Annotated in this window: 30 protein-coding genes; 13 read left to right on the top strand and 17 right to left on the bottom strand. The window is 59.2% G+C overall.

Features of this window, described 5'->3' with window-relative positions:
* The first annotated feature begins 51 nt into the window (after positions 1 to 51).
* Together GVL50_RS06420 and GVL50_RS06415 are read left to right on the top strand one after the other, a co-directional pair.
* Positions 52 to 2,157, top strand: a complete 2,106-nt coding sequence (locus GVL50_RS06420; protein ID WP_159812160.1) for a TonB-dependent siderophore receptor — start codon at positions 52 to 54, stop codon at positions 2,155 to 2,157.
* Positions 2,158 to 2,169: 12 nt separating this feature from the next.
* Positions 2,170 to 2,889 (top strand): DUF4198 domain-containing protein, encoded by a 720-nt coding sequence (locus GVL50_RS06415; RefSeq protein ID WP_159812159.1) that lies wholly within the window; start codon positions 2,170 to 2,172, stop codon positions 2,887 to 2,889.
* A 193-nt stretch (positions 2,890 to 3,082) separates the two neighbouring features.
* On the opposite strand, the gene hisC is transcribed toward GVL50_RS06415, so the two are convergent.
* From hisC to GVL50_RS06365, 10 genes are all read right to left on the bottom strand, one after another.
* Complete coding sequence (gene hisC / locus GVL50_RS06410) at positions 3,083 to 4,135, bottom strand: histidinol-phosphate transaminase (RefSeq protein WP_159812158.1); 1,053 nt, start codon at positions 4,133 to 4,135, stop codon at positions 3,083 to 3,085.
* Between the two features lie 3 nt (positions 4,136 to 4,138).
* The gene (gene hisD / locus GVL50_RS06405) at positions 4,139 to 5,464 is read right to left on the bottom strand and encodes a histidinol dehydrogenase (protein WP_159812157.1); all 1,326 of its coding nucleotides are present in this window, start codon (positions 5,462 to 5,464) and stop codon (positions 4,139 to 4,141) included.
* Between the two features lie 125 nt (positions 5,465 to 5,589).
* Complete coding sequence (gene hisG / locus GVL50_RS06400) at positions 5,590 to 6,225, bottom strand: ATP phosphoribosyltransferase (protein WP_053117119.1); 636 nt, start codon at positions 6,223 to 6,225, stop codon at positions 5,590 to 5,592.
* A 127-nt stretch (positions 6,226 to 6,352) separates the two neighbouring features.
* Entirely contained in the window at positions 6,353 to 7,618 is a 1,266-nt protein-coding gene (murA, locus tag GVL50_RS06395) for a UDP-N-acetylglucosamine 1-carboxyvinyltransferase (protein WP_053117117.1), read from the bottom strand.
* A gap of 22 nt (positions 7,619 to 7,640) precedes the next feature.
* Complete coding sequence (locus tag GVL50_RS06390) at positions 7,641 to 7,880, bottom strand: BolA family protein (protein WP_007912386.1); 240 nt, start codon at positions 7,878 to 7,880, stop codon at positions 7,641 to 7,643.
* Positions 7,881 to 7,995: 115 nt separating this feature from the next.
* Positions 7,996 to 8,301, bottom strand: a complete 306-nt coding sequence (locus tag GVL50_RS06385) for a lipid asymmetry maintenance protein MlaB (protein WP_053117115.1) — start codon at positions 8,299 to 8,301, stop codon at positions 7,996 to 7,998.
* Positions 8,298 to 8,945, bottom strand: a complete 648-nt coding sequence (locus GVL50_RS06380; protein ID WP_053117113.1) for a phospholipid-binding protein MlaC — start codon at positions 8,943 to 8,945, stop codon at positions 8,298 to 8,300. The genes GVL50_RS06385 and GVL50_RS06380 overlap by 4 nt, the downstream gene beginning before the upstream one ends.
* A 10-nt stretch (positions 8,946 to 8,955) precedes the next feature.
* Entirely contained in the window at positions 8,956 to 9,423 is a 468-nt protein-coding gene (gene mlaD / locus GVL50_RS06375) for an outer membrane lipid asymmetry maintenance protein MlaD (protein ID WP_053117111.1), read from the bottom strand.
* Positions 9,423 to 10,220, bottom strand: a complete 798-nt coding sequence (gene mlaE / locus GVL50_RS06370; RefSeq protein WP_053117109.1) for a lipid asymmetry maintenance ABC transporter permease subunit MlaE — start codon at positions 10,218 to 10,220, stop codon at positions 9,423 to 9,425. The genes mlaD and mlaE overlap by 1 nt, the downstream gene beginning before the upstream one ends.
* Complete coding sequence (locus GVL50_RS06365) at positions 10,220 to 11,029, bottom strand: ATP-binding cassette domain-containing protein (protein WP_159812156.1); 810 nt, start codon at positions 11,027 to 11,029, stop codon at positions 10,220 to 10,222. Before GVL50_RS06365 ends, mlaE begins: the two co-directional genes overlap by 1 nt.
* Positions 11,030 to 11,304: 275 nt before the next feature.
* Between GVL50_RS06365 and GVL50_RS06360 the strand changes: the two genes are divergently transcribed.
* The 10 genes from GVL50_RS06360 to GVL50_RS06315 all read left to right on the top strand — a co-directional run bounded on the left by GVL50_RS06360 (position 11,305) and on the right by GVL50_RS06315 (position 18,327).
* Positions 11,305 to 12,279, top strand: a complete 975-nt coding sequence (locus GVL50_RS06360) for a KpsF/GutQ family sugar-phosphate isomerase (RefSeq protein ID WP_053117105.1) — start codon at positions 11,305 to 11,307, stop codon at positions 12,277 to 12,279.
* The gene (locus GVL50_RS06355; protein WP_095119477.1) at positions 12,279 to 12,803 is read left to right on the top strand and encodes an HAD family hydrolase; all 525 of its coding nucleotides are present in this window, start codon (positions 12,279 to 12,281) and stop codon (positions 12,801 to 12,803) included. The genes GVL50_RS06360 and GVL50_RS06355 overlap by 1 nt, the downstream gene beginning before the upstream one ends.
* 8 nt (positions 12,804 to 12,811) lie before the next feature.
* Positions 12,812 to 13,384, top strand: a complete 573-nt coding sequence (gene lptC, locus GVL50_RS06350) for an LPS export ABC transporter periplasmic protein LptC (protein ID WP_053117101.1) — start codon at positions 12,812 to 12,814, stop codon at positions 13,382 to 13,384.
* Entirely contained in the window at positions 13,371 to 13,916 is a 546-nt protein-coding gene (gene lptA / locus GVL50_RS06345; protein WP_053117099.1) for a lipopolysaccharide transport periplasmic protein LptA, read from the top strand. The genes lptC and lptA overlap by 14 nt, the downstream gene beginning before the upstream one ends.
* Entirely contained in the window at positions 13,916 to 14,641 is a 726-nt protein-coding gene (lptB, locus tag GVL50_RS06340; protein ID WP_053117097.1) for an LPS export ABC transporter ATP-binding protein, read from the top strand. Before lptA ends, lptB begins: the two co-directional genes overlap by 1 nt.
* A gap of 186 nt (positions 14,642 to 14,827) precedes the next feature.
* A complete protein-coding gene (locus tag GVL50_RS06335; protein WP_053117096.1) occupies positions 14,828 to 16,318 on the top strand; it encodes an RNA polymerase factor sigma-54 in 1,491 nt (496 codons plus the stop codon).
* 73 nt (positions 16,319 to 16,391) lie between these two features.
* The gene (hpf, locus tag GVL50_RS06330) at positions 16,392 to 16,700 is read left to right on the top strand and encodes a ribosome hibernation-promoting factor, HPF/YfiA family (protein WP_007912419.1); all 309 of its coding nucleotides are present in this window, start codon (positions 16,392 to 16,394) and stop codon (positions 16,698 to 16,700) included.
* A gap of 11 nt (positions 16,701 to 16,711) precedes the next feature.
* A complete protein-coding gene (ptsN, locus tag GVL50_RS06325) occupies positions 16,712 to 17,176 on the top strand; it encodes a PTS IIA-like nitrogen regulatory protein PtsN (protein ID WP_053117095.1) in 465 nt (154 codons plus the stop codon).
* 2 nt (positions 17,177 to 17,178) lie between these two features.
* Complete coding sequence (gene rapZ, locus GVL50_RS06320) at positions 17,179 to 18,036, top strand: RNase adapter RapZ (protein WP_053117094.1); 858 nt, start codon at positions 17,179 to 17,181, stop codon at positions 18,034 to 18,036.
* 15 nt (positions 18,037 to 18,051) lie between these two features.
* Complete coding sequence (locus GVL50_RS06315; protein ID WP_008085079.1) at positions 18,052 to 18,327, top strand: HPr family phosphocarrier protein; 276 nt, start codon at positions 18,052 to 18,054, stop codon at positions 18,325 to 18,327.
* Positions 18,328 to 18,449: 122 nt separating this feature from the next.
* On the opposite strand, the gene GVL50_RS06310 is transcribed toward GVL50_RS06315, so the two are convergent.
* The 6 genes from GVL50_RS06310 to pmbA all read right to left on the bottom strand — a co-directional run bounded on the left by GVL50_RS06310 (position 18,450) and on the right by pmbA (position 23,802).
* Positions 18,450 to 19,343: a ZIP family metal transporter gene (locus tag GVL50_RS06310; protein ID WP_159812155.1), complete on the bottom strand. Its 894-nt coding sequence runs from the start codon at positions 19,341 to 19,343 to the stop codon at positions 18,450 to 18,452.
* A gap of 30 nt (positions 19,344 to 19,373) precedes the next feature.
* The gene (locus GVL50_RS06305; RefSeq protein ID WP_053117092.1) at positions 19,374 to 19,985 is read right to left on the bottom strand and encodes a superoxide dismutase; all 612 of its coding nucleotides are present in this window, start codon (positions 19,983 to 19,985) and stop codon (positions 19,374 to 19,376) included.
* 1 nt (position 19,986) lies between these two features.
* Positions 19,987 to 20,427, bottom strand: a complete 441-nt coding sequence (locus GVL50_RS06300; protein WP_016984162.1) for a hypothetical protein — start codon at positions 20,425 to 20,427, stop codon at positions 19,987 to 19,989.
* A 27-nt stretch (positions 20,428 to 20,454) separates the two neighbouring features.
* Positions 20,455 to 21,831, bottom strand: a complete 1,377-nt coding sequence (locus GVL50_RS06295) for an aspartate ammonia-lyase (protein WP_159812154.1) — start codon at positions 21,829 to 21,831, stop codon at positions 20,455 to 20,457.
* Complete coding sequence (locus tag GVL50_RS06290) at positions 21,812 to 22,219, bottom strand: FagA protein (protein ID WP_159812153.1); 408 nt, start codon at positions 22,217 to 22,219, stop codon at positions 21,812 to 21,814. Before GVL50_RS06290 ends, GVL50_RS06295 begins: the two co-directional genes overlap by 20 nt.
* 236 nt (positions 22,220 to 22,455) lie before the next feature.
* Positions 22,456 to 23,802 carry a metalloprotease PmbA gene (pmbA, locus tag GVL50_RS06285; RefSeq protein WP_053117090.1) on the bottom strand — a complete coding sequence of 449 codons (1,347 nt, stop codon included), beginning with the start codon at positions 23,800 to 23,802 and terminating at the stop codon, positions 22,456 to 22,458.
* A gap of 108 nt (positions 23,803 to 23,910) precedes the next feature.
* Here pmbA and yjgA point away from each other — a divergent pair, with 108 nt between their 5' ends.
* Positions 23,911 to 24,435 (top strand): ribosome biogenesis factor YjgA, encoded by a 525-nt coding sequence (gene yjgA, locus GVL50_RS06280; RefSeq protein ID WP_007915377.1) that lies wholly within the window; start codon positions 23,911 to 23,913, stop codon positions 24,433 to 24,435.
* Between the two features lie 88 nt (positions 24,436 to 24,523).
* Here the strand turns inward: yjgA and tldD are convergent, their stop codons facing one another.
* Positions 24,524 to 25,966, bottom strand: coding sequence for a metalloprotease TldD (gene tldD / locus GVL50_RS06275; RefSeq protein WP_159812152.1), 1,443 nt, complete (start codon positions 25,964 to 25,966; stop codon positions 24,524 to 24,526).
* Between the last annotated feature and the right edge of the window lie 4 nt (positions 25,967 to 25,970).

The following is a 25,970-nucleotide window of genomic DNA, read 5'->3' as shown; positions in this document are numbered from 1 at the left end:
CTCAAAAGGCATGTTATATTGTTTCAATTCTAGGAATTGGAACAACATAACATGTCGTCTCGAACAAAGGCCTCCCTGCTCGGCCTGAGCCTCGGTTTGCTGGTTGATCCAGCCTTCGCCGAAGAACCGCAACCCCTCGAACTCGACGCCATCAGCGTCATCTCCGATTACGAATCGCCGACCGAGCCGGTCAAGGGTTATCGCGCAACGCGTTCGTCCAGTGCGACCAAAACCGACACGGCGATTCGTGATATCCCGCAAGCAATCAGCGTAGTACCCGCCAGCGTGCTCAAGGATCTGGGCAGCAGCAGTGTTGAGCGCGCATTGGATTTTGCTGGCGGCGTGTCGAAGCAGAACAACTTCGGTGGGCTGACGCTTTACGAGTACAGCGTGCGCGGCTTCACCAGCTCTGAGTTCTACAAGGATGGTTTCAGCGCCAATCGCGGTTACCCGAGCACGCCGGATGCGGCCAACATCGAGCGCATTGAGGTGCTCAAAGGCCCGGCGGCCAGCCTGTACGGTCGAGGCGATCCGGGCGGCACGGTGAACATCGTCACCAAGAAACCGCAGCCCGAAGCCTTTACCACGCTGCAAACCAGCGCCGGCAGTTGGGATCGCTATCGCACTGCGCTGGACGTCAACACGCCGCTGGATGATCAGGGCGATGTGCTCTCGCGGATCAACCTCGCGGTCGAGGACAACAACAGTTTTCGCGACCACGTCGACAGCAAGCGCGTGTTCGTCGCGCCTTCGATCAGTTGGCAATTGAACCCGGACACGTCGCTGTTGGTGGAAAGCGAAATCGTCCGCCACAGCTCCACGTTTGATCGCGGCATCGTTGCGCCGAACAACAGATGGAGCGGCGTGTCGCGCTCGACCTTCCTCGGTGAACCCAACGACGGCAACATCGACAACCACAACAACCTGCTGCAAGCGACCCTCGAACATCACCTCAACGACAGCTGGAAGTTGCGCCTGGCCAGCCATTACAAGGACGGCAAACTCTGGGGCTTCGCTTCGGAAGCGCGTCCGCTGAACGCCGACGGCCACACCGTCAACCGCCGCTATCGCGAGCGCGACACCAACTGGCACGACAGCATCACCCAACTGGAGCTGCGTGGTCTGTTCGACCTCGGCCCTTGGCAACACGAACTGCTGATCGGCACCGAATACGAAAACTTCCGCAAGAACGAGCGCGTCACCACGATTGCTGGCGGCCCCTACGCGATCGACATCTACAACCCGATCTACGGCCAGCCGAAACCCAACGGTGCACGCTCGGGCACGGATACTTTCGAACACGTCGAAAGCCATGCGCTGAACCTGCAGGATCAAATCATCTTCACCGACAAACTGCGCGGGATGATCGGTGCGCGTTTCGAACATTTCGATCAACACATCGACGATCACAGTCGCAACGCCACAAGCAACCAACGGCATGACGCCCTCACCCAACGCGCTGGTCTGCTCTATCAACTGACGCCGCAAACCGGTCTGTTCGCCAACGCCTCGACCTCGTTCAAACCGAACAATGGCCTCGACGCGTCCGGCAAATCCTTCGACCCGGAAGAGGGCGTCGGCTACGAAGTCGGCATCAAGAACGAGCTGTTCGACGAGCACCTGAGCAGCACCCTCGCCTTCTTCCACATCGACAAGGAAAACGTCCTCGCCCTCGACCCGGCCACCGACACTAGCCGCGCGATGGGCAAGGCGCGCAGTCGCGGCTTCGATTGGCAAGTCACCGGGCAAGTCACCGATGCCGTGCGGGTGATCGGTGCCTTCGCTTTTATCGACGCCGAGGTCACTCAGGGTGACGCGGTGATTCCTACCGGCAGCCGCATCCTCGGCGTGGCCAAACGCAGCGGCAGTCTGCTCGGGGTGTATGAGTTTCAGGATGGCCGTTTGCGCGGCTCGGACGTCGGCGCGGCGTTCACTTATGTCGGCGACCGCTCCGGTGAATCCGGCAGCGATTTTGAATTGCCGGCCTATCACACCGTCGACCTGCTGGCCCACTACAAGGCCAGCGACAACGTCACCGTCGGCCTGAACCTGAACAACCTCTTCGACGAAAAATACTACGAGCGCTCGTACAGCAATTACTGGGTCAACCCAGGCGAGCCGCGCAATTTCACCGTCAGCCTGACACTCAATCTGTAAAAGGACGTCACCATGCAATACGGCAAAACCCTCATGCTCATCGCCGCCCTGTTCGCCGGCCAAGTCTCGGCTCATGGCCTGTGGACCGAACAACGGCGCGGCAATATCGAAGTGATCTACGGCCATGGCGCCGAAGACAACGCGTTCAAGGCGCAGAAAATCAGCGGCGCCTGGGCTTATGACGCGGGCGGCAAAATGATTCCGGTCAGCGTTGAACGGCTCGCTGATCACGCACGTTTGAAACCGCTGAAGTCGCCTGCGGTGATGGCCGTGGCGCTGAATAACGGCATGTGGTCGCAGACCGCTGACAAGAAGTGGGTCAATGAAGGCCGCAGCAAAGTACCGGGCGCTGTCGAGGCGACGGAGACGTTTAAATACAGTCTGGCGATTTATCAGCCGGGGGCGAAGTTGCCGAAGCTGGATCAGATCAAGCTGCTGATTGTGCCGGAGGTTGACCCGTTGACTGTAGGGCCGGGGAAATCATTGCCGGTGCGGGTATTGCTCGATGGCAAACCGGCGGCGGGGGTGAAGTTGATTGGCGACTATCGCAATGCGCCGAACACGTTGAGCGCCGAGACGGATAAGGATGGCCGGGCGCAGGTATTGGTGAGAAATGAAGGGCTGAATGTGATTGCGGCGCAGGTTGAGGTGCCGGTGAAGGACAGTGCTGATGTGAATAGTCGTGGGTTGTTTAGTTCGCTGACATTCCTTGGCGAACCGCATCACGAATAAGAGCAGACCCTCACCCCAGCCCTCTCCCGGAGGGAGAGGGAGCCGACCGAGGTGTCTTGCGGTGTACATCGACCTGAAAGACCAGGTCGATTATGGATTCAATACAAATCGTGCACGTCGGTGAAACTCTGCAATATCCCCCAATCAGTCCCCTCTCCCTTTGGGAGAGGGTTAGGGTGAGGGGCTCTTGCCTTTAAAGCTCGCCCAGACCGTCGATCAGCGCCTGATTCTGCTCCGGCGTGCCAATCGAAATCCGCAGGAACTGCGCAATCCGCTCCTGCTTGAAGTGCCGCACAATCACGCCTTGCTCGCGCAATTTAGCCGCCAGCCCCGCCGCATCATGCTGCGGATGCCGCGCAAAGATGAAGTTCGCCGCCGACGGCAACACCTCAAAACCCTTGGCCTGCAACTGAGCGATCACCCACTCGCGGCTCTCGATCACCAACCGGCAGGTCTTGTCGAAATACTCGCGATCTTCGAACGCGGCAGCAGCACCGACAATCGCCAGACGATCCAGCGGATAGGAGTTGAAGCTGTTCTTGATCCGCTCCAGCGCCTCGATCAAGTCCGGATGCCCCACCGCCAGACCCACGCGCAAACCGGCCAGCGAGCGCGATTTGGACAGGGTCTGCGTCACCAGCAGGTTCGGATAACGATCGACCAGACTGATCGCCGTCGCGCCGCCGAAGTCGATATACGCCTCATCAACAACCACCACCGAATCCGGGCTGGCCTTGAGGATTTGCTCGACCGCTTCCAGCGCCAGCAGGCAACCGGTCGGGGCGTTCGGGTTAGGGAAAATGATCCCGCCGTTCGGCTTGGCATAGTCAGCCGGGTCGATCTGGAACTGCGCGTCCAGCGGCACCGCATCAAACTTGATGCCGTATAAACCGCAGTAAACCGGATAGAAGCTGTAGCTGATGTCCGGGAACAGCAGCGGCTGATCGTGTTGCAGCAGACCGTGGAAAATGTGCGCGAGCACTTCATCCGAACCGTTGCCGAGGAACACCTGATTGCTCTGTACGCCGTAGTAGTTGGCGACAGCGGTTTTCAGCAGATCGCTGTTCGGATCCGGGTACAAGCGCAGGTTGTCATTCAGCTCGACCTGCATGGCCGCCAAGGCTTTTGGCGATGGGCCGTACGGGTTTTCGTTGGTGTTGAGCTTGACCAGTTTGGTCAGCTTCGGTTGTTCGCCCGGCACGTACGGCACCAGATCTTTAACGAACGGGCTCCAGAATTTGCTCATTTTTCAGTTTCCCTTCTGTTCGTCTTTGATGCGGTATTCGGCACTGCGCGCGTGGGCGCTCAGCGATTCGCCACGGGCCAGAATCGACGCAGTCTTGCCCAGTTCAGAGGCGCCGGCCTCGGAGCAGAAGATGATCGACGAACGTTTCTGGAAGTCATACACACCCAGTGGCGACGAAAACCGCGCAGTGCCGGAAGTCGGCAATACGTGGTTCGGGCCCGCGCAGTAATCGCCCAGCGCTTCGGAGGTGTGACGGCCCATAAAGATCGCGCCGGCGTGGCGGATCTGCGGCAACCAGGCCTGTGGGTCAGCGACCGACAACTCCAAGTGTTCCGGGGCGATGCGGTTGGCGACTTCGATGGCTTGGGCCATGTCCTTCACGTGAATCAACGCACCACGGCCATTGATCGAGGTTTCGATGATGGTCGCGCGATCCATGGTCGGCAGCAGTTTGTCGATGCTGGCGGCGACCTTGTCGAGGAACTCGGCGTCCGGGCTGACCAGAATCGCCTGCGCGTCTTCGTCGTGCTCGGCTTGCGAGAACAGGTCCATGGCGATCCAGTCCGGATCGGTCTGGCCGTCGCACACCACGAGGATTTCCGAAGGGCCGGCAATCATGTCGATACCAACCTGACCGAACACGTGGCGCTTGGCCGTGGCGACATAGATATTGCCCGGGCCAACCACCTTGTCGACTTTCGGCACGCTTTCGGTGCCGTACGCCAACGCGGCAACGGCTTGTGCGCCACCGATGGTGAACACGCGGTCGACGCCGGCGATGCAGGCGGCGGCCAACACCAACTCGTTGATCTCACCGCGCGGGGTCGGCACGACCATGACCACTTCGGTCACGCCAGCAACCTTGGCCGGAATCGCGTTCATCAATACAGAGGATGGGTACGACGCCTTGCCACCGGGAACGTACAGACCGGCGCGATCCAGCGGCGTGACCTTCTGGCCCAGCACGGTGCCGTCAGCCTCGGTGTAGCTCCAGGAATCCTGCTTCTGTTTTTCGTGGTAGCTGCGCACGCGGGCGGCGGCTTTTTCCAGTGCTTCGCGCTGCGGCACGGTGATGCGCGTCAGCGCCAGTTCCAGACGCTCGCGCGGCAGGATCAGGTCGGCCATCGACGCGACTTCGAGGCCGTCGAACTTCTGGGTGAACTCGACCAGCGCCGCGTCACCGCGCTCGCGCACAGCCTTAATGATGTCCAGCACGCGCTGATTGACCGAGTCGTCAGACACACTTTCCCAGCTCAGCAGATGATCCAGATGATGCGCGAAATCCGGGTCAGCAGCGTTGAGTCGGCGAATTGCAGTCGTTGCGGTCATAGCGAGAGCCTCATAGGAATGGCAAAAACTCAGGCGCCCTAACTTAGCAGTCGTTTCCGCTTGGGCACCTGAGATTCTGGCTATGAGGCGGATAGACGGGCGCGACTTAACGTCGCGCAGGTGAATCAGCCGCGGTGTCGAGACTCCACTGCATTGCGCAGGGTGTCGATCAACGCCTGGATTCGGGCGTGTTGCATTTTCATCGAAGCCTTGTTGACCACCAGGCGCGAGCTGATCGTGGCGATCAGTTCCTGAGGTTCCAGACCGTTGGCGCGCAGGGTGTTGCCGGTGTCGACCACGTCGATGATCTTGTCGGCGAGACCAATCAGCGGTGCCAGCTCCATCGAGCCGTAAAGCTTGATGATGTCGACCTGACGGCCCTGCTCGGCGTAGTAACGCTTGGCGACGTTGACGAACTTGGTCGCCACGCGCAGACGGCCCTTGGGTTCTGGCGCACCGATCTTGCCGGCGGTCATCAGTTTGCACTGCGCGATTTGCAGATCCAGTGGCTCGTACAGGCCCTGGCCGGTGTATTCCATCAACACGTCTTTACCGGCGACGCCGAGGTCGGCCGCGCCATGCTCGACATAGGTCGGCACGTCAGTGGCGCGCACGATCAGCAGACGTACGTCTGGCTGAGTCGTAGGAATAATCAGCTTGCGGCTCTTGTCCGGATTCTCGGTCGGCACGATGCCCGCTTCGGCGAGAAGCGGCAGGGTGTCGTCAAGGATGCGGCCCTTGGACAGTGCGATGGTCAACATGGGAAACGTCAGTCCTTATCAAGGTACTCATGCCTGGTCGCAATCGGCGCCGGACACACATCGAGCCGGAAACCGGCTCGACTCAAAACGAATTCAACGGACACGTCCCTGTGTCCACGTGCAGCAATCAGCCCGGAACGCGACGGATCTTGGCGCCCAGCATCTGCAGTTTTTCTTCGATGCACTCGTAACCACGGTCTATGTGGTAGATGCGGTCGATCAAGGTGTCGCCTTCAGCAACCAGAGCCGAGATCACCAGGCTGGCCGAAGCACGCAGGTCGGTGGCCATGACTGGCGCGCCCTTGAGGACTTCAGTACCGGTAACGATGGCAGTGTTGCCCTCGACCTGGATCTTGGCGCCCATGCGGTGCAGTTCGTATACGTGCATGAAACGGTTTTCGAAGATCGTCTCGATCACCGCACCGGTGCCTTCGGCAATGGCGTTGAGCGAGATGAACTGTGCCTGCATGTCAGTCGGGAAAGCCGGGTACGGCGCGGTGCGCACGTTCACGGCTTTCGGACGTTTGCCGTGCATGTTCAGCTCGATCCAGTCTTCACCGCAGGTGATTTCTGCGCCGGCTTCACGGAGTTTATCCAGAACGGCTTCGAGGATGGTCGGATCGGTGTCCTTGACCTTGACGCGGCCACCGGTCACGGCAGCAGCGACCAGGTAGGTGCCGGTTTCGATACGGTCAGGCATGACCTTGTAGAAGCACGAACCCAGACGCTCGACGCCATCAATGGTGATGGTGTCGGTGCCGGCGCCGGAAACCTTGGCGCCCATGGCGTTGAGGAAGTTCGCCAGGTCAACCACTTCAGGTTCGCGAGCGGCGTTCTGCAACACGCTGCGGCCCTTGGCCAGAGCAGCGGCCATCATGATGTTCTCGGTACCGGTCACACTGACGGTATCGAAGAAGAAGCTTGCACCGCGCAGGCCACCTTCAGGCGCCTTGGCCTTGATGTAGCCGCCTTCAACGTCGATGACCGCGCCCATGGCTTCAAGACCACGGATGTGCAGGTCGACCGGACGCGAACCGATGGCGCAACCGCCAGGCAGTGCGACTTCGGCTTCACCGAAACGGGCAACCATCGGGCCCAGTACCAGGATCGACGCACGCATGGTTTTCACGAGTTCGTACGGGGCGATCAGGGTCTTGATGGTGCGCGGGTCGATTTCGACGCTGAGTTTCTCGTCGATCACCGGCTCAATGCCCATGCGACCGAACAGCTCGATCATGGTGGTGATGTCGTGCAGATGCGGCAGGTTGCCAACGGTCACCGGGCCATCGCACAGCAGCGTGGCAGCCAGGATCGGCAGGGCAGAGTTCTTTGCCCCGGAAATGCGGATCTCGCCATCAAGACGAGCGCCACCGGTAATAATCAATTTATCCATAAGAATCTCGACGCCCTTAGGCTCAGGTGCGCTCGGCCCAGGCCGCGCTGCTGAAAAATTTCATAGTGACCGCATGGATGCTGCCATCGGTGATCCATGGGTTCAAATGGGCATAGATCTGCTGCTGACGCTTCACCGGGCTCAACGCCGCCAGTTCATCGCTAATCACGTTCAGCTGGAAATTGCAGCCTTCGCCCTCAACTTCTACCAACGTTCCGGGCAGCTTTCCTTCAAGGAAGCTCTTCACTTCTACGGCCTGCATGCTCAACCTCAATCGGCGCCCTGTGCGCACGGGTCGGACATCATACAAAAAAGCCCCGCGCCTGCGAACCCCGCATGGCAGGACTCTGACGGGGGGCTTCTTTATAGATGCGGGTTCAGGGATGCGCCAACAGCTCGGTCAGTTCGCTGACCTGAGCGATTTCGCGCATGTCTTCGGGCATTGCGCGGATGCTCACAGCCTTGCCGGCCGCTTGCGCATCGCGCATGAAGCACAGCAGCAACGACAGGCCGACGCTGCTGGACTTCTTCACTGCCGAACAATCGATGACCAGCGATGACGCCTTGCTGGACTTGATCAACGCCTGCCCTTCCTTTCGCAAGTCAGGGCCGGTGCGGTAATCCAGCACTCCGCTGAGCAATAGCTCGTCGACATCACTCATACGAACTGCTGCCTCATTCATTGCGCTGGGTTCTTTTCGGTGGATTCCTTGGCCTTGGCCACTTCACCCGCCCAACCGTTGATGGTCTTGTCGAGGTCGTTGCCATTGCGCTGCATCGCGTCAGCGAACTGGTCACGGAACAGTTTGCCAATGTTGATGCCGTTGATGATCACGTTGCGCAGTTTCCACTCGCCGTTGATCTTCTCCAGCGTGTATTGCACTGGATAGATCGCGCCGCTGCTGCCTTTTACAACCATGCCAACACTGGTGCGATCGCCCGACTCATCCTTGGCAGGATCGACGGTAATGCCCTGGTTGTTGTATTCAAGCAAGGCGTTGCCGTAGAACTGGAACAGACCTTTCTTGAAGTTTTCTTCGAAGGTCTTCATCTGCGCAGGGGTGGCTTTGCGCGAATACTTGACCGTCATGATGCTTTTGGAGATGCCCTCGGCGTCCACTACCGGCCCGACGATGGTGTTGAGCGCGGTGTAGAAATCGCTCGGATCCTGCTTGTACTTTTCTTTGTTGGCAGCCAGGTCGGCCAGCAACCGGGTGGTTGTGTCCTGAACCAGATCATGTGCCGAAGTCGCAGCAGCAACGGCATTACCCATCAACGGCAGGGCCGCGAGTAATACCAACAGACTGCGTCGCAAGATAGAGATCATTCAAAGCTCCTCATTTGGCATCTTTGCTAACGGTATTGAGCAGGAATTTACCGATCAGGTCTTCCAGTACCAGAGACGACTGCGTGTCGTGGATGGTTCCACCATCCGTCAGCGGCTTGTCTTCGCCACCGACGCTGATACCGATGTACTTCTCGCCCAGCAGACCCGCGGTCAGGATAGACGCTGTGGAGTCAGTCGGCAGGTTGTCGACCTTTTTATCCACTTGCAGGGTCACCCGACCGGTGAAGCTGTCGCGATCCAGATCGATCGCCGTGACCTTGCCGATGGTTACACCGGCCATGGTCACTTTGGCTCTGACCGTCAAACCGGCGATATTGTCAAAGTAGGCATAAAGTTTATACGTGTCGGTGGTCGATGTCGGAGACAGACCACTGACGCGCAGTGCAAGCAGCAGCAAAGCCAGGATCCCTGCCAGCAGGAACAGGCCGACACCGATTTCCAGGGTGCGGTTTTGCATCAGAAATCTCCAAACATCAAAGCGGTCAGAATAAAGTCCAGGCCGAGCACTGCCAGCGAGGCAAATACCACGGTCTTGGTGGTGGCACGACTGATCCCCTCGGAAGTGGGCTCGCAGTCATAGCCTTGGAATACGGCGATCCAGGTGACGACAAAGGCAAAAACTACACTCTTGATGACGCCATTGAGCACATCGCTGGTGAAGTTGACGCTGTTTTGCATGTTCGCCCAGTAGGAACCTTCATACACGCCCAACCAGTCGACAGCCACCCACGAACCACCCCAGATACCCACCACGCTGAAAATCATCGCCAGCACCGGCAGGGAAATGAAGCCGGCCCACAGGCGCGGGGCAATGATGTACTTGAGCGGGTCGACGCCGATCATTTCCAGGCTGGACAGCTGTTCGGTGGACTTCATGTTGCCGATTTCTGCAGTCAGCGCAGAACCGGCACGCCCGGCGAACAGTAGAGCAGTGACGACCGGGCCGAGTTCACGCAGCAACGTCAGCGCAACCATCTGCCCGACCGCCTGCTCCGAACCGTAGCTCGACAGAATGCTGAAGCCCTGCAGCGCCAGCACCATGCCGATGAAAATCCCGGAAACAACAATGATCACCAGCGACATCACGCCGACTGAATGCAGCTGCTTGACCAGCAGGCCGAAGCCGCCGCTGATACCGCCACGCCCCAGTAAGGCATGAAACAGGAACAACGTTGCCCGACCGAACACCGCAATGGCGTCGATCGCGGCTGCGCCGAAACGGCGTACGCGTTCTATTAATGAAAGTCTGCGCATCAACGCTTCCCCAGAAGATCTGCGCGGTAATCCGTCGCTGGAAAGTGGTACGCCACCGGGCCATCCGGGTTGCCGGTCATGAATTGACGGATACGCGGCTCGTCCGAGTTCATCAACTCGTCCGGCGTGCCCTGCCCCAACACCTGACCATCACCGACGACATAAATGTAGTCGGCGATGCTCGCGGTCTCGGCCAGATCGTGGGAAACCACGATACTGGTGATCCCCAGCGCATCGTTGAGCAGACGGATCAGGCGCACCAACACGCCCATGGCGATCGGATCCTGACCGACGAACGGTTCGTCATACATGAGAATCTGTGGGTCGAGAGCAATGGCGCGGGCCAATGCAACACGACGCTTCATGCCACCGGACAGCTCATCGGGCATCAACTCGATGGCGCCGCGCAAACCCACCGCCTGCAATTTGAGCAGGACGATGTCGCGGATCATTTCTTCCGGCAATTCGGTATGAACGCGCAGGGGGAAAGCGACGTTCTCGAAAACATCGAGATCGGTGAACAGCGCGCCGCTCTGAAACAGCACACCCATGTGCTTGCGCGCGTCGAACAGATCGCTGCGCGAAAGCTTCGGCAGGTTCTGACCGTTGACCCAGACCTCACCGCTGGTTGGACGCAATTGTGCGCCCATCAACCGCAGCAGCGTGGTCTTGCCACACCCGGAAGGCCCCATGATGCCGGTGACCTTGCCGCGCGGGATACGGATATCGACGTTATTGAAAATGCTGCGCGCACCGCGCTTGAAGGAGACTCCCTTCAGCTCGACCGCGTAGGCGTTATCGGCACTCATCTAAACTCCTTGCGATGCAGCCTCTCACTCGGACGCCAGGCTTTCCTGGAAAAGCACATACATCCCGGGCAGGCCGAACTGGCGGCGAACTATATCACTGCAAAGGGCGCGCGCCCAAGGCTTGTGCCGGGCCGTGTTCAACGATATGACAGGGTTACAGACGCTTTTTCGGGCTTTTAGTTACGGCGAATGACAAAGCACGACGAACTTGCGTGAGGCTTTGCCACATAACCGCTATAATCGCCGCCTTTTCATCGGGCTATACGATTTCTGACATGAGCCAAACCAGCGACCTGATTCAATCGGCACAACGCACCATCCGCCTCGAAGTGGAAGCCGTTCAAGGCTTGCTGCCCCATATCGACGCCGATTTCGTACGCGCTTGCGAGATGATTCTGGCCAGTAAGGGCCGTGTAGTCGTGGTCGGCATGGGCAAATCCGGGCACATCGGCAACAAGATTGCCGCGACCCTGGCCAGCACCGGCACCCCTGCATTCTTCGTACATCCGGCCGAAGCCAGCCATGGCGACATGGGCATGATCACTCGTGATGACGTGATTCTGGCCCTGTCGAACTCCGGCTCGACCAACGAAATCGTCACCCTGCTGCCGCTGATCAAACGTCTGGGCATCCAGTTGATCAGCGTCACCGGCAATCCACAATCGCCGCTGGCCAAGGCTGCCGAGGTCAATCTCAACGTCCACGTCGAGCACGAAGCCTGCCCGTTGAACCTGGCACCGACGTCGTCGACCACCGCCGCATTGGTTATGGGCGATGCCCTGGCCGTGGCGCTGCTCGAAGCACGCGGTTTTACCGCTGAAGATTTCGCGTTTTCCCATCCCGGTGGTGCATTGGGCCGTCGTCTGTTGCTGAAAGTCGAAAACGTCATGCACGCCGGCCAGGAGTTGCCGCAAGTACAACGCGGCACCCTGCTCAAAGATGCCTTGATGGAAATGACCCGCAAGGGTCTGGGCATGACCGCCATTGTTGAAGCCGACGGTAAACTCGCAGGGATCTTCACCGACGGTGATTTGCGCCGCACGCTGGATCGCAGCATCGATATCCGCAGCGCGACCATCGATCAGGTGATGACCGCTCACGGCAAAACCGCCCGGCCCGACATGCTCGCCGCCGAAGCGCTGAAAATCATGGAAGACCACCGAATCAACGCATTGGTAGTCGTCGATGAGGATGATCGCCCGATTGGCGCCTTCAACCTCTCCGATCTGCTGCGCGCAGGAGTCATGTAATGAGCAACGATCTGCTGCAACGCGGCAAAGCGATCAAACTGGCGGTGTTCGACGTCGATGGCGTCCTCACCGATGGCCGCCTGTACTTCCTTGAAGACGGCAGCGAATTCAAGACTTTCAATACACTCGACGGCCAAGGCATCAAAATGTTGATGAACGCTGGCGTGCAAACCGCCATCATCAGCGGTCGAAAGACACCAGTGGTTGAACGTCGGGCGAAAAATCTGGGCATCCCGCACCTTTTTCAGGGGCGTGAAGACAAATTGGTGGTTCTCGACGGTTTACTTGAACAACTGGGCCTAAGCTATGAACAGGTCGCCTACCTCGGTGACGACCTTCCTGACCTGCCGGTGATCCGCCGCGTAGGCCTGGGCATGGCGGTTGCCAACGCTGCTGATTTCGTCCGCGAACACGCCCATGGCGTGACCCGGGCCCGAGGCGGCGAAGGTGCTGCCCGCGAATTCTGCGAATTGATCCTGCGCGCCCAGGGCCGCCTCGATGCGGCCAACGCCGCGTACCTGTGAGCCAAACCATGTTCAGCAAAAAATTTCGCACCTTCCTGCTGTTTGGCTGCATCGCTGCGCTGTTTGCTGCGGTCGGCTACTGGAACATCAGCCCGGAACGCTTTCTCGACAAGCCGCCAGTGACGACCGAGGAAAACCCGATCGACTGGTACGCGACCAACACGCACACTCTGCAATATCTGCCGGATGGCGGCGTGCAGTATGAAATGACGTCGGACAAAGCCGAGCACGTCAAGGCAACCGACATTGTTCTGGTCACCAAACCCGACCTGAACATGTACCGCGGTACTGACTTTCCGTGGCACGTGACCAGCGAGCGCGGCGAAGTGAATCCGGGCGGTACACAAGTAGAATTGATTGACTCGGTGCGTATCAAACGCACTGACGAACAAAACCGCGACCTGCTGGTCACTTCCACGCGCATGACCGTGTTCCCTCAGGAGCAATATGCGCAGACCGAGCAACCCGTTAGAATCGACGGCGCTGGCGGTGTATCAACCGGCGTTGGCATGAAAGCGTACCTGAAGGAAAGCAGGATACACCTGCTATCGAACGTAAGAGGACAGTATGAGGCTCGTTAAAACCCTCCCTATTTTGCTCAGTCTGGGCGCAGCACTGGGAAGCGTGAGCGCCTGGGCTCTGCCGAACGATCAGCAGCAACCTATCCGTATTCAGGCCGACGACGCCCAACTGGACGACAAGAACGGCATCGCCACCTATAAAGGTGATGTGATCATCACCCAGGGTTCGATGATCGTTAAAGGCAATACGGTGACTATCACCCGCACGCCAGCCGGCGATATCGACGTTGTAACGTCGGTGGGCAACCTTGCCTACTTCGAGCAACTGCAAACCCAGGGTGACGCCAAGCCTGTACAGGGCTGGGGCGTGACGATTCAGTACCACGCCGCGCAAAACCGCGTCGTGCTGATCGACAAGGCCAAGGTCGTCGACAAGGACAACAACACGACTCAGGGCGAGAAAATCGTCTATGACACCGTGAAGAAACTGGCCAGCGCCGGTCGCGCTACCGGCAGCAAAGTCACCGAATCGCGTCCGCGTATCGACATGGTGATCCAGCCGAAGAAGAAAACCGACGAGAAGACCCAGTAATGGCAACTCTGAAAGCTCAGCACCTGGCCAAGGCCTATAAAAGCCGCCAGGTCGTGCGTGACGTCAGCCTGTCGATCGACAGCGGCCAGATTGTTGGTTTGCTCGGCCCGAACGGTGCCGGTAAAACCACCTGCTTCTACATGATCGTAGGTTTGGTACAGGCCGATCAGGGCCGCGTGCTGATCGACGATCTGGACGTCAGCCACCAGCCAATGCACGGTCGTGCCAAGGCCGGTATCGGCTATCTGCCGCAAGAAGCGTCGATCTTCCGCAAACTGTCGGTGGCCGACAACATCATGGCCATCCTCGAGACCCGTCAGGAACTCGACAAGGCCGGTCGCCGCAAAGAGCTGGAAAGCCTGTTGCAGGAATTCCACATCACGCACATCCGCGACAACCTCGGCATGAGCCTGTCCGGTGGTGAACGCCGCCGGGTGGAAATCGCTCGCGCGCTGGCCACCGCACCAAAATTCATCCTGCTCGACGAACCGTTCGCCGGTGTCGACCCGATCTCGGTCGGCGACATCAAGCAGATCATCCACCACCTCAAGGCCAAGGGCATCGGTGTTCTGATCACCGACCACAACGTCCGCGAGACGCTGGATATCTGCGAAACCGCTTACATCGTCAACGACGGTCAACTGATCGCCGAAGGTGACGCCGAAACCATCCTGGCCAACGAACTGGTCAAGGAAGTGTATCTGGGTCACGAGTTCCGCCTGTAAGCGTCACAGTGCCCGGTGCGCAGCCGGAGTGCTGTATCGATTCAAGCAGGATTTAATACGCTTAATTGTTACAGCGCTCTAGGCAAACACTTCAGTTTCAGGCATATAATTTGCTTAAGTTTGGCGCTTCGGCGCCCTGTAGTGGATGGCGCATAGCGCCGGCGAATAAGGTGTTAAGCCCCTGCCATGAAACCATCGCTAGTCTTGAGAATGGGCCAGCAGCTGACGATGACACCGCAGCTGCAACAGGCCATCCGCCTGCTCCAATTGTCGACCCTGGATCTGCAACAAGAAATCCAGGAGGCTCTGGAATCCAATCCGATGCTCGAACGCCAGGAAGAAGGCGACGACTTCGACAACTCGGATCCCATGGCCGACAACGCCGAACAGAAGCCCACCGAGATCCAGGAACCTTCCTATCAGGAAGCCGCACCGACCGTCGATAACCTCGAAGACGGCGAATGGAACGAACGCATCCCCAACGAACTTCCGGTCGACACTGCCTGGGAAGACGTTTACCAGACCAGCGCCAGCAGCCTGCCCAGCAGCGATGATGACGAGTGGGATTTCACCACCCGCACCTCCGCCGGCGAAAGCCTGCAAAGCCACTTGCTGTGGCAACTCAACCTCGCACCGATGTCCGACACCGATCGCCTGATCGCCGTGACCCTGATCGATTGCATCAACAATCAGGGCTACCTGGACGAAACCCTCGAAGAAATTCTCGAGGCGTTCGATCCGGAACTGGACATCGAACTGGACGAGATCGAAGCCGTCCTGCACCGCATTCAACAATTTGAACCGGCCGGTATCGGCGCGCGCAACCTCAGCGAATGCCTGCTGCTGCAATTGCGTCAGCTGTCGGCCAAGACGCCTTGGCTGGCGGAAGCCAAACGTCTGGTCAGCGATTACATCGATCTGCTCGGCAGCCGTGATTACAGCCAGTTGATGCGCCGTATGAAGCTCAAGGAAGACGAGCTGCGCCAGGTCATCGAACTGGTACAAAGCCTCAACCCGCGTCCGGGCTCGCAGATCGAATCGACCGAAGCCGAATACGTCGTCCCTGATGTCATCGTGCGCAAGGACAACGAACGCTGGCTGGTCGAGCTGAATCAGGAATCAATGCCACGCCTGCGCGTCAACGCGCAGTACGCCGGTTTCGTCCGTCGCGCCGACACCAGCGCCGACAACACTTTCATGCGCAATCAGTTGCAGGAAGCCCGCTGGTTCATCAAGAGCCTGCAGAGCCGCAACGAAACCCTGATGAAAGTTGCCACCCAGATCGTCGAGCATCAGCGCGGTTTTCTGGAGTACGGCGACGAAGCAATGAAGCCGTTGGTGCTGCACGACATCGCCGAAGCGGTGGGCATGCACGAATCAACGATTTCCCGAGTGACCACGCAGAAATTCATGCATACCCCGCGCGGTATTTATGAACTGAAATACTTTTTCTCCAGCCACGTCAGCACCTCCGAAGGCGGTGAATGCTCGTCCACGGCGATCCGCGCGATCATCAAAAAACTGGTTGCCGCGGAAAATCAGAAAAAGCCGTTGAGTGACAGCAAGATCGCTGGTTTACTGGAGGCACAAGGCATTCAGGTGGCTCGCCGCACCGTCGCCAAGTACCGCGAATCCCTCGGGATCGCGCCTTCGAGCGAACGCAAGCGGTTGATGTAAGCCACGTTACAGCGTTCCAGTGGCAGGCTATCCGGCCTGCCGCTTTATGCACTGGCAACGAAGGAGAAGCTGTATGCAAGTCAACATCAGTGGACACCAACTGGAAGTGACCCAACCTCTGCGTTCCTACATCGAGGAAAAACTCCAACGACTGGAGCGACATTTCGACAAGATCACCAACGTGCAAGTCACGATGTGTGTCGAAAAGCTGAAGCAGAAAATCGAAGCCACCTTGCATATTCCCGGCAGCGAAGTGGTCGCCAACGCAGAAGATACTGATATGTATGCTGCGATCGACTCACTCACCGACAAGCTGGATCGCCAACTCAAAAAGCATAAGGAAAAGACCCAGAGCCTCCTCCAGGGCGCGACCGGTCGATAACCCCCCATTCCATGATCCGACTTGAAAGTATCCTGACCCCCGGCCGTTCCCTCGTGAACGTGCCGGGCGGCAGTAAAAAGAAAGCCCTCGAACAAATTGCCAACCTGATCGCCCGCGAAGTGCCGGATCTGGAGATGCAAGATGTCTTCGAGGCTCTGATTGCCCGTGAAAAACTCGGTTCGACCGGTTTTGGCAACGGCATCGCCATTCCCCATTGCCGCCTGAAAGGTTGTGTAACGCCAATCAGCGCGTTGATGCACCTTCAAGCCCCTATCGATTTCGACGCTATCGACGGCGCGCCGGTTGACCTGCTGTTTGTACTGCTGGTGCCGGAAGCCGCCACCGATGCGCACTTGGAATTGCTGCGCCAGATCGCCAGCATGCTGGATCGCAAGGATGTGCGCGATAAGTTGCGCAGCGCTCCGAGCAACGAAGCCTTGTACCAGGTCGTACTGGACGAGCAAAACGGGCAGTAATCATGCGTTTGATCATCGTCAGCGGCCGTTCCGGCTCGGGTAAAAGCACCGCACTGGATGTCCTTGAGGACAACGGTTATTACTGCATCGACAACCTGCCGGCGGGTTTACTGCCGGAACTGGCCGAACGCGCGCTGATTCACACCGAACTGGCGCAACCGCTGGTCGCCGTATCGATTGACGCGCGCAACCTGCCAAGCCATTTGTCACGCTTTCCCGAATTGCTCGAAGTCGTCCGTAGCCGGCACATTCAATGCGATGTGTTGTACCTGGATGCCGACGAGGAAACCCTGCTCAAGCGTTTCTCGGAAACCCGCCGCCGCCACCCGCTGAGCAATGCCAATCGCTCGCTGGCCGAGGCGATTCAGGATGAAACCGCCCTGCTCGGCCCGATCGCCGACCTGGCTGATCTGAAGATCAACACCACCAGTCTGAACCTGTACCAGTTGCGCGACACCATCAAGCTGCGCCTGCTGAATCAGCCGGAGCCGGGTACGGCGTATCTGGTTGAGTCATTCGGCTTCAAGCGCGGCATGCCGGTGGATGCCGATCTGGTGTTTGATGTGCGCTGCTTGCCCAATCCTTACTGGAAGCCGGAACTGCGTGCGCAATCAGGGCTCGATGCGCCGGTGGCCGAATATCTGGCGGCACAACCTGACGTCGAAGAAATGTTTCAGGACATCTTCACCTACCTGCACAAATGGCTGCCGCGTTTCGCAGCGAGCAACCGCGCCTACGTCACGATTGCCATTGGCTGCACCGGCGGGCATCACCGCTCCGTCTACCTGACCGAACGTCTGGGTCAGGCCCTGCAGAAAACCCTGAAGAACGTCCAGGTTCGCCACCGCGACCTCACTTAAAGGATTCACACCGCGATGCCTGCTCTGGAAATCGAAATCATCAACAAACTGGGCCTGCATGCCCGCGCATCGGCCAAGTTCGTTGGCGTGGCCGGGCAGTATCCGGATTGCACGATCAGAGTGGGTCGCACGCCGGAGACCACGGTTGATGGCAAAAGCATCATGGCAATGATGATGTTGGCGGCTGGCAAGGGCACCAAGATCTATTTGAGTACTGAAGGGCATCAGGAACAGGAAGCGCTGGATGCGCTGGTGGCGTTGATCAACAACTACTTCGATGAAGGTGGCTGACCGCCAAAGTCAAAAGATCGCAGCCTTCGGCAGCTCCTACATTGGAAGGGGGCAATTACGGTTACCTGCGGCGCACATAATCCCTGTAGGAGCTGCCGCAGGCTGCGATCTTTTGATCTGCTTCAACCTAATGCGGTATCCATCACCATCATCAAACAAAACCCGCTCAACAAGCCAAGACTGGCCAGTTTGTCATGACCATTGCGTCGCGACTCGGGGATCACTTCGTGGGTCACCACCAGCAGCATCGCCCCCGCAGCCAGCGCCAAGCCTAATGGCAACAACACCTGCGCGAGACTGACCAGCCACGCGCACAACAGCGCAAACACCGGTTCAACCAGTCCAGACGCCGCGCCGATCAAAAACGCTTTGACCCGCGACATCCCCGCCCCGGCCAATACCAACGCAATCACCAGACCTTCCGGCACGTCCTGCAAAGCGATGCCCATGGCCAGGCTGTCCGCGTCCAGCATGCCGCCACCGGCAGACACACCGACGGCCATGCCTTCAGGGATGTTATGGGCAATGATGGCGAACACGAACAACCAGATCCGTGGCGGAATCACTGGGCGATCGACAGTGCCGACGAGCATTTCCGGGGACGCGCCCGAGACTTTGAGATCAACCAGATACAACCCGAACGCACCGAGCATGATGCCAAAGCAGATCAGGCCACTGGCGCCCCACGGCGTCAGGCCAAGACTCTCAGCAGCGGCGATGCCCGGCACGATCAGCGAAAACGCCGTCGCCGCCAGCATCACCCCGGCACCAAACCCCAGCAACGTATCGCTGAGTGCCTGCGGCATGCGCCGAATCACCAGCACCGGAACAGCGCCAAGCGCGGTGCCGAGCGCGCAGATCGCACCGCCCTGCAACGCCCGTAACAGTCGCGGTTCGAGATTCAGCCATGCCAGCCCGTGAGCAACCAGCAAGGTCATGCCCGCCAACAGCAATAGCGATCCCACTGCGTAACGAAACATACGCCCACTTCCGATCGCCAGTGTTTCAGTGCCCATAGTCAGCCTTGGATTGTTTTTATAGATGACTTAAACCAGTGCGGCCTGATAGCGCGCAGCAACTTCCGGCCAATTGATCACGTTGTAGAACGCGTTGATGTATTCCGGGCGACGGTTCTGATAGCGCAGGTAGTAGGCGTGCTCCCAGACGTCGAGACCGAGAATCGGCGTGTTGCCGTTCATCAACGGGCTGTCCTGGTTGCCGCTGCTTTCCACGATCAGTTTTTTCTCCGGGGTCACGCTGAGCCAGGCCCAGCCGCTGCCGAAACGGGTCAGTGCGGCTTTAGTGAAGGCTTCCTTGAAACTGTCGAGGCCTCCCAGTTGCTCATCAATCGCCTTGGCCAGCGCGCCATCCGGTTTACCGCCACCGCTTGGCACCATCACTTCCCAGAACAGTGAGTGGTTGGCGTGACCGCCGCCCTGATTGATCACCGCCGCACGGAGTTTTTCCGGCAGATCCTTAACACTGGCGACCAGTTTTTCCACCGGCCACTCGGCGTATTCAGTGCCTTCCACCGCCGCGTTGAGGTTGTTGATATAGGTCTGGTGATGCTTGGTGTAGTGAATCTCCATGGTCTGCGCATCGATGTGCGGTTCGAGGGCGTCGTAGGCGTAAGGCAAGGCAGGCAAGGTAAAAGCCATTTCAATGGACTCCATGGTGATGAGGGGCAGGCGCGCGGCGCGCATTGCCGGTATCCGGGTGCAGCAGGCGTTGGGTGCGCGGGTATTCGCCGTGTTCGCTGATGAAATTCAGCAGCTCGACGTAGGTCTTGCTGCTCTGGCGCAGCGCCGCTTCACGCAATGCCAGGCGCTGGCGTTCGTCCTGCATGGTTTGCAACAGCCGTTGATGGATGGCGCAGAGGTATTCGGCGCTCTCCTCCGGCTGATTCAGGCGCAGGTGTAAATCCGCGAGGTTGTGGTGCGAGATGACGCAAGCCGCCACCGCTTCGTCGGCGTCCGCCCAGCGTTCGAACAACACTTGCGCCAAGGCCAGGGCTTGCAGGTAAGCCTCACGGGCGTCGATCAGTTCGCCCAGCATGAAGCAGCGATTGGCCCGTTCGATCGTGCGTTTCCAGTGCTCCATGGTGAGCCTCCAAAGCGGTTGCGGGGTTTACACGCCGCCGGCGGTGAGTTTCTCGGGATTGAGTAACTCTTCCAGTTGGCTGCGTGACAGATCGGTATGTTCCAGGGCGACGTCGATCACCGGGCGGCCTTCTTTGTAGGCCTGCTTGGCGATTTCGGCGGCTTTCTGGTAACCGATGATCGGGTTGAGTGCAGTGACCAGAATCGGGTTGCGCGACAACGCTTCTTTCAAGCGCGATTCGTTGACCTTGAAGCTGGCGATGGCTTTGTCGCCGAGCAGGCGGCTGGAATTGGCCAGCAATTCGATACTGCTCAACAGGTTCTGCGCGATGATCGGCAGCATCACGTTCAGCTCGAAATTGCCCGACTGGCCGGCGATGGTGATCACCGAATCGTTGCCGATCACTTGTGCGGCGACCATGGCGGTGGCTTCCGGAATCACTGGATTGACCTTGCCCGGCATGATCGACGAGCCCGGTTGCAGGGCTTCCAGCTCGATTTCACCAAGGCCGGCGAGCGGGCCGGAGTTCATCCAGCGCAGGTCGTTGGCGACTTTCATCAAAGTGACGGCGATGGCTTTGAGTTGGCCGGAGACGGCGACAGCGGTGTCTTGCGAGCCGATCAGCGCGAACAAGTCTTTGCCCGGGGTGAATTGCACGTCGGTCAATTGGCTCAACTGACGGCTGAAACGCGCGGCGAACTCAGGATGTGCGTTGATCCCGGTGCCGACCGCTGTGCCGCCCTGCGCGAGGGATTGCAGGCTCGGCAACAGATCCTGCAGATGAGCGATGTTGGCCTTGAGCTGCTGCGCCCAGCCGTTGAGCACCTGGCTCATGCGTACCGGCATCGCGTCCATCAAATGCGTGCGACCGGTTTTAACGTGGTGATGCACTTGCCCGGCCTTGTGCTCGATCACTTGCACCAGGTGCAGCAGCGCCGGCAGCAATTGCTCGTGCAGGGCCAGGGCGGCACTGACGTGGATGGTGGTCGGAATGATGTCGTTGCTGCTCTGGCCGCAGTTGACGTGATCGTTGGCGTTGACCGGCTCGCCGAGCAGGCGACTGGCGAGGGTGGCAATCACTTCATTGGCGTTCATGTTGGAGCTGGTGCCGGAACCGGTCTGGAAAATATCCACCGGAAAATGCTGCATGAAATCGCCTTCAAGCAAACCTTGGGCGGCGTCGCTGATGGCTTTGCCTTGAGCGGCGCTGATCTGGTTCAATTCAACGTTGGCGCGGGCGGCGGCGGCTTTGGCGAGGATCAGCGCGCGGATGAATTGCGTCGGCATCGGTTTGCCGCTGATCGGGAAGTTATCCACTGCGCGCTGGGTTTGCGCGCCGTAGAGAGCGTCCACCGGCACCTGCAGTTCGCCCATGCTGTCGCGCTCAATACGTGTCTTGGTCATCTGAAAATCCTTGCACCAGTTCAATAAGAGGAATCGAGGGAAGCAACTCGCAAGTGGCGAGCTGCCAGGTGTAGCGCTGCCAGCGTTTGAGCCGGCATTTGCACAGGGACAGGCGCTCCATTTCACGCAGCGGGCGCCAGGCTTGGTCGAGACAGAGGCTGCGCCAGTGCCACGGCAGCGCGATGTCGGTGGCCGTGTCGAGCAGCAAACGGAAGGAGGTTTCGGCGACCGTCCAGGGTGAGGTCGCGGTGCAACAAGACAGGTACCGGCCCTCGGCCAGGTAATGTTCGATCAGGCGCGGTTCGTCAGGATCCATCGCGCAACGGATCTGGCGACTCATCCAGCGCCAGCTTTCGAGGTACGGCTGCTCGTGCAAGGCAGAACTCATGATCCGGGGCTCATCCGATAATGAGATTTATTATTAGATGATAATGAGAACCAAAACAAGAGCGCACGCTTTTGTAGGAGCCGAGCTTGCTCGCGAAGGCGTCGTGTCAGCCAATATTGATGTCGACTGACATGCCGCCTTCGCGAGCAAGCCCGCTCCCACAGGGGATTTGTGTCAGGCATGAAAAAGGCGCGCCACCCGGGTGGATGGCGCGCCTTTTTTGTGACGGTTGCGGTTTAGCTGCCCGCGACGGTCATCCGTTCGATCAACACCGAACCCGTGCGAATGTTGCTACGCAGTTCCAGGTCATTACCGACCGCAACGATCTGTTTGAACATGTCGCGCATGTTGCCGGCGATGGTCACTTCCTGCACCGCGAACTGGATTTCGCCGTTCTCGACCCAGAAACCCGCCGCGCCGCGTGAATAGTCGCCGGTGACCATGTTCAAACCATGGCCCATCAATTCGGTGACCAACAGCCCACGGCCCATACGCTTCAACAGCGCCGCCTGATCTTCGTCGCCATGGGTGACGAACAGGTTGTGCACGCCGCCCGCGTTAGCGGTGCTCGGCATGCCGAGTTTACGCCCGGAATACGTGCCGAGGATGTACGAGACCAATTCGCCCTTTTCGACGAACGGTTTGGCGTACGTCGCCAGACCATCGCCGTCATAGGCCGAACTGCCCATGGCGCGCATCAGGTGTGGACGCTCATCGATGGTCAGCCATTCCGGGAACAGCTTCTGCCCCAGCGTGCCTTCGAGGAACGACGATTTGCGATACAGGCTGCCGCCGGAAATCGCCGAGAGGAAACTGCCGAACAAGCCACCAGCCAGTTCTGCGGAGAACAGCACCGGCACTTCACAGGTCGGCACCGGACGCGCGCCCAGACGGCTCGCCGCCCGTTGCGCCGCACGCTGACCAATGCTCACCGGATCCGCCAGCAGACTGCCCTGACGGCTGACGTCATACCAATAATCGCGCTGCATCTGGCCGTCGGCCTCAGCAATCATTACGCAGCTCAGGCTGTGTCGGGTCGACGCGTAACCACCAATAAAACCGTGGCTGTTGCCATAAACGCGGCAGCCTTGGTGAGTGCTGAGGGTGGTGCCATCGGCATTCTTGATCCGCGCATCGGCATCGAACGCCGCCGCTTCGCAGATCAGCGCCTTCTCGATCGCCTGCTCCGGGGTGATGTCCCATTCGTGGAACAGATCAAAATCCTTCAAATCCTTGGCCATCAGCGCGGCATCGGCCAGGCCAGAGGCTTCGTCTTCAGAGGTATGCTTGGCAATCGCCAACGCCGCCGCGACAGTTTCGCGAATCGCTTCTGGCCCGGTGGCTGACGTGCTGGCCGAGCCTTTGCGCTGACCGACGTACAGCGTGATGCCAAACCCCTGATCGCGGTTGAATTCGACTGTTTCGACTTCGCGCTGACGCACGGAAGTGGACAAGCCCTGCTCCAGCGATACCGCGACTTCACAGGCGCTGGCGCCCTGACGTTTGGCTTCGGCGATGATCTGCTCGACCTGTTCCTGCAGTGCCGGCAATGCCTGCGGGCCGACGCTTTCAACTGCACTCATGCTCATCTCCACTCAAATTCTGCTTTCGGCTGGGGCCATCGAGCGACCGGGCCGGACAAGCGGCCCCCGACTGGTTATCATGGCGGCGTTTCTTTGCGGACTGCCACCATGGTTGATTCTTACGACGACTCCCTCGATACGGGAGAAAAAAGCAAATCTCAGGTCAAACGCGAGCTGCATGCTCTGGTTGACCTTGGCGAGCGCCTTACAACACTCAAGCCTGACTTGATCGCAAAACTGCCACTGACCGACGCCATGCGCCGGGCCTTGGCCGATGCGCCCAAGCACACCGCGAATATCGCGCGGAAACGGCATTTGCAGTTCATCGGCAAACTGATGCGCGACCAGGACACTGACGCGATTCTGACCTTGCTCGATCAACTCGATGCCTCCACTCGCCAATACAACGAGCGTTTCCATAACCTGGAACGCTGGCGCGATCGCCTGATCGCGGGCGACGATGCCGTGCTGGAAAAATTCGTCGTCGAGTACCCGGACGCCGATCGCCAGCAATTGCGTTCCCTGATCCGTCAGGCTCAGCACGAGGTTGCGCAAAACAAACCTCCTGCTTCCAGCCGCAAGATCTTCAAGTACATCCGTGAGCTGGACGAGACTCAACGCGGCCTGCGTTGATCTCATCCTTGTAGGAGCTGCCGAAGGCTGCGATCTTTGTTTTTAAAATCAAAAGATCGCAGCCTGCGGCAGCTCCTGCACACGTTTCTTATGCGCCCGTACCACCCACGGTGATCGCATCGATTTTCAGCGTCGGCTGACCCACGCCCACCGGCACCGACTGCCCATCCTTGCCGCACGTCCCCACACCGCTGTCCAGCGCCAGATCGTTACCGACCATCGACACCCGGCTCATCGCCTCAGGGCCGTTGCCGATCAACGTCGCGCCTTTGACCGGCGCAGTGATCTTGCCGTCTTCGATCAGGTACGCCTCGCTGGTGGAGAACACAAACTTGCCGCTGGTGATGTCGACCTGACCGCCGCCGAGGTTGGCGCAGTAGATACCCTTCTTCACCGACGCGATGATTTCCGCCGGATCGCTTTCGCCACCGAGCATGTAGGTGTTGGTCATCCGCGGCATCGGCAGGTGTGCGTAGGATTCACGACGACCATTACCGGTACGGGCCACGCCCATCAGACGCGCGTTGAGCTTGTCCTGCATGTAACCCTTGAGCACGCCGTTTTCGATCAGCGTGGTGCACTCGGTCGGCGTACCTTCATCGTCGACACTCAGCGAACCGCGACGGCCGCTCAAGGTGCCGTCATCGACGATGGTGCAAAGCTTCGAGGCAACCATTTCGCCCATGCGCCCGCTGTAGGCCGAACTGCCCTTGCGGTTGAAATCGCCTTCCAGACCGTGGCCGACGGCTTCGTGCAACAGCACGCCAGACCAACCCGAACCCAACACCACCGGAAACGTACCGGCCGGGGCAGGGATCGCTTCCAGATTCACCAGCGCCTGACGCAACGCTTCACGGGCATAGCCCATGGCGCGGTCTTCGGCGAGGAAATAACGGTAGTCGGTACGCCCGCCCCCGCCATGCCCGCCGCGCTCGCGACGACCATTCTGCTCAACGATCACGCTGACGTTGAAACGCACCAGCGGGCGCACATCCGCCGCCAGACCGCCGTCGGTGGACGCGACCAGAATCCGTTCCCAGACACCGGCCATGCTCACGCTGACTTGCTGGATACGCGGATCTAGCGCGCGAGTCGCGACATCGATGCTCTTGAGCAACTCGACTTTCTCGGCGCGGCTCAGCACTTCCAGCGGGTTATCCGGCGCGTACAACTGAGCGACGTCTTGAGTGGTGAACGCCTGCACCGTGCCGTTCTGCCCGGCACGGGAGATCGAACGTGCCGCGCGAGCCGCCGCGCCGAGGGCTTCGAGGGTGATCGCGTTGCTGTAGGCGAAACCGGTTTTCTCACCGGATTGCGCGCGCACGCCAACGCCCTGATCGAGGTTGAAGCTGCCTTCCTTGACGATGCCATCTTCCAGCGCCCAGGATTCGGAGATCTGTCCCTGGAAATACAGGTCGGCGGCATCGATGCCCGGGCCGGCCAGATCGCCGAGTACGCCTTGCAGGCTCTCGATGGTCACGCCGCCCGGTGCCAACAGGTGATCACTGACTGAGGACAACAACTCGCTCATAGGT

The sequence above is a fragment of the Pseudomonas sp. 18058 genome, from assembly GCF_902706155.1.
GTDB lineage: Bacteria > Pseudomonadota > Gammaproteobacteria > Pseudomonadales > Pseudomonadaceae > Aquipseudomonas > Aquipseudomonas rustica.
The sequence above is the reverse complement of the archived record's forward strand: the minus strand, read 5'-3'. Positions and strand labels throughout refer to the sequence as shown.

Bases quoted from the DNA above. Each gene is read 5' to 3' on its own strand.
- GVL50_RS06420 (WP_159812160.1), top strand. From the start codon at position 52: ATGTCGTCTCGAACAAAGGCCTCCCTGCTCGGCCTGAGCCTCGGTTTG.
- GVL50_RS06415 (WP_159812159.1), top strand. From the start codon at position 2,170: ATGCAATACGGCAAAACCCTCATGCTCATCGCCGCCCTGTTCGCCGGC.
- hisC (WP_159812158.1), bottom strand. From the start codon at position 4,135: ATGAGCAAATTCTGGAGCCCGTTCGTTAAAGATCTGGTGCCGTACGTG.
- hisD (WP_159812157.1), bottom strand. From the start codon at position 5,464: ATGACCGCAACGACTGCAATTCGCCGACTCAACGCTGCTGACCCGGAT.
- hisG (WP_053117119.1), bottom strand. From the start codon at position 6,225: ATGTTGACCATCGCACTGTCCAAGGGCCGCATCCTTGACGACACCCTG.
- murA (WP_053117117.1), bottom strand. From the start codon at position 7,618: ATGGATAAATTGATTATTACCGGTGGCGCTCGTCTTGATGGCGAGATC.
- GVL50_RS06390 (WP_007912386.1), bottom strand. From the start codon at position 7,880: ATGCAGGCCGTAGAAGTGAAGAGCTTCCTTGAAGGAAAGCTGCCCGGA.
- GVL50_RS06385 (WP_053117115.1), bottom strand. From the start codon at position 8,301: ATGAATGAGGCAGCAGTTCGTATGAGTGATGTCGACGAGCTATTGCTC.
- GVL50_RS06380 (WP_053117113.1), bottom strand. From the start codon at position 8,945: ATGATCTCTATCTTGCGACGCAGTCTGTTGGTATTACTCGCGGCCCTG.
- mlaD (WP_053117111.1), bottom strand. From the start codon at position 9,423: ATGCAAAACCGCACCCTGGAAATCGGTGTCGGCCTGTTCCTGCTGGCA.
- mlaE (WP_053117109.1), bottom strand. From the start codon at position 10,220: ATGCGCAGACTTTCATTAATAGAACGCGTACGCCGTTTCGGCGCAGCC.
- GVL50_RS06365 (WP_159812156.1), bottom strand. From the start codon at position 11,029: ATGAGTGCCGATAACGCCTACGCGGTCGAGCTGAAGGGAGTCTCCTTC.
- GVL50_RS06360 (WP_053117105.1), top strand. From the start codon at position 11,305: ATGAGCCAAACCAGCGACCTGATTCAATCGGCACAACGCACCATCCGC.
- GVL50_RS06355 (WP_095119477.1), top strand. From the start codon at position 12,279: ATGAGCAACGATCTGCTGCAACGCGGCAAAGCGATCAAACTGGCGGTG.
- lptC (WP_053117101.1), top strand. From the start codon at position 12,812: ATGTTCAGCAAAAAATTTCGCACCTTCCTGCTGTTTGGCTGCATCGCT.
- lptA (WP_053117099.1), top strand. From the start codon at position 13,371: ATGAGGCTCGTTAAAACCCTCCCTATTTTGCTCAGTCTGGGCGCAGCA.
- lptB (WP_053117097.1), top strand. From the start codon at position 13,916: ATGGCAACTCTGAAAGCTCAGCACCTGGCCAAGGCCTATAAAAGCCGC.
- GVL50_RS06335 (WP_053117096.1), top strand. From the start codon at position 14,828: ATGAAACCATCGCTAGTCTTGAGAATGGGCCAGCAGCTGACGATGACA.
- hpf (WP_007912419.1), top strand. From the start codon at position 16,392: ATGCAAGTCAACATCAGTGGACACCAACTGGAAGTGACCCAACCTCTG.
- ptsN (WP_053117095.1), top strand. From the start codon at position 16,712: ATGATCCGACTTGAAAGTATCCTGACCCCCGGCCGTTCCCTCGTGAAC.
- rapZ (WP_053117094.1), top strand. From the start codon at position 17,179: ATGCGTTTGATCATCGTCAGCGGCCGTTCCGGCTCGGGTAAAAGCACC.
- GVL50_RS06315 (WP_008085079.1), top strand. From the start codon at position 18,052: ATGCCTGCTCTGGAAATCGAAATCATCAACAAACTGGGCCTGCATGCC.
- GVL50_RS06310 (WP_159812155.1), bottom strand. From the start codon at position 19,343: ATGGGCACTGAAACACTGGCGATCGGAAGTGGGCGTATGTTTCGTTAC.
- GVL50_RS06305 (WP_053117092.1), bottom strand. From the start codon at position 19,985: ATGGCTTTTACCTTGCCTGCCTTGCCTTACGCCTACGACGCCCTCGAA.
- GVL50_RS06300 (WP_016984162.1), bottom strand. From the start codon at position 20,427: ATGGAGCACTGGAAACGCACGATCGAACGGGCCAATCGCTGCTTCATG.
- GVL50_RS06295 (WP_159812154.1), bottom strand. From the start codon at position 21,831: ATGACCAAGACACGTATTGAGCGCGACAGCATGGGCGAACTGCAGGTG.
- GVL50_RS06290 (WP_159812153.1), bottom strand. From the start codon at position 22,219: ATGAGTTCTGCCTTGCACGAGCAGCCGTACCTCGAAAGCTGGCGCTGG.
- pmbA (WP_053117090.1), bottom strand. From the start codon at position 23,802: ATGAGTGCAGTTGAAAGCGTCGGCCCGCAGGCATTGCCGGCACTGCAG.
- yjgA (WP_007915377.1), top strand. From the start codon at position 23,911: ATGGTTGATTCTTACGACGACTCCCTCGATACGGGAGAAAAAAGCAAA.
- tldD (WP_159812152.1), bottom strand. From the start codon at position 25,966: ATGAGCGAGTTGTTGTCCTCAGTCAGTGATCACCTGTTGGCACCGGGC.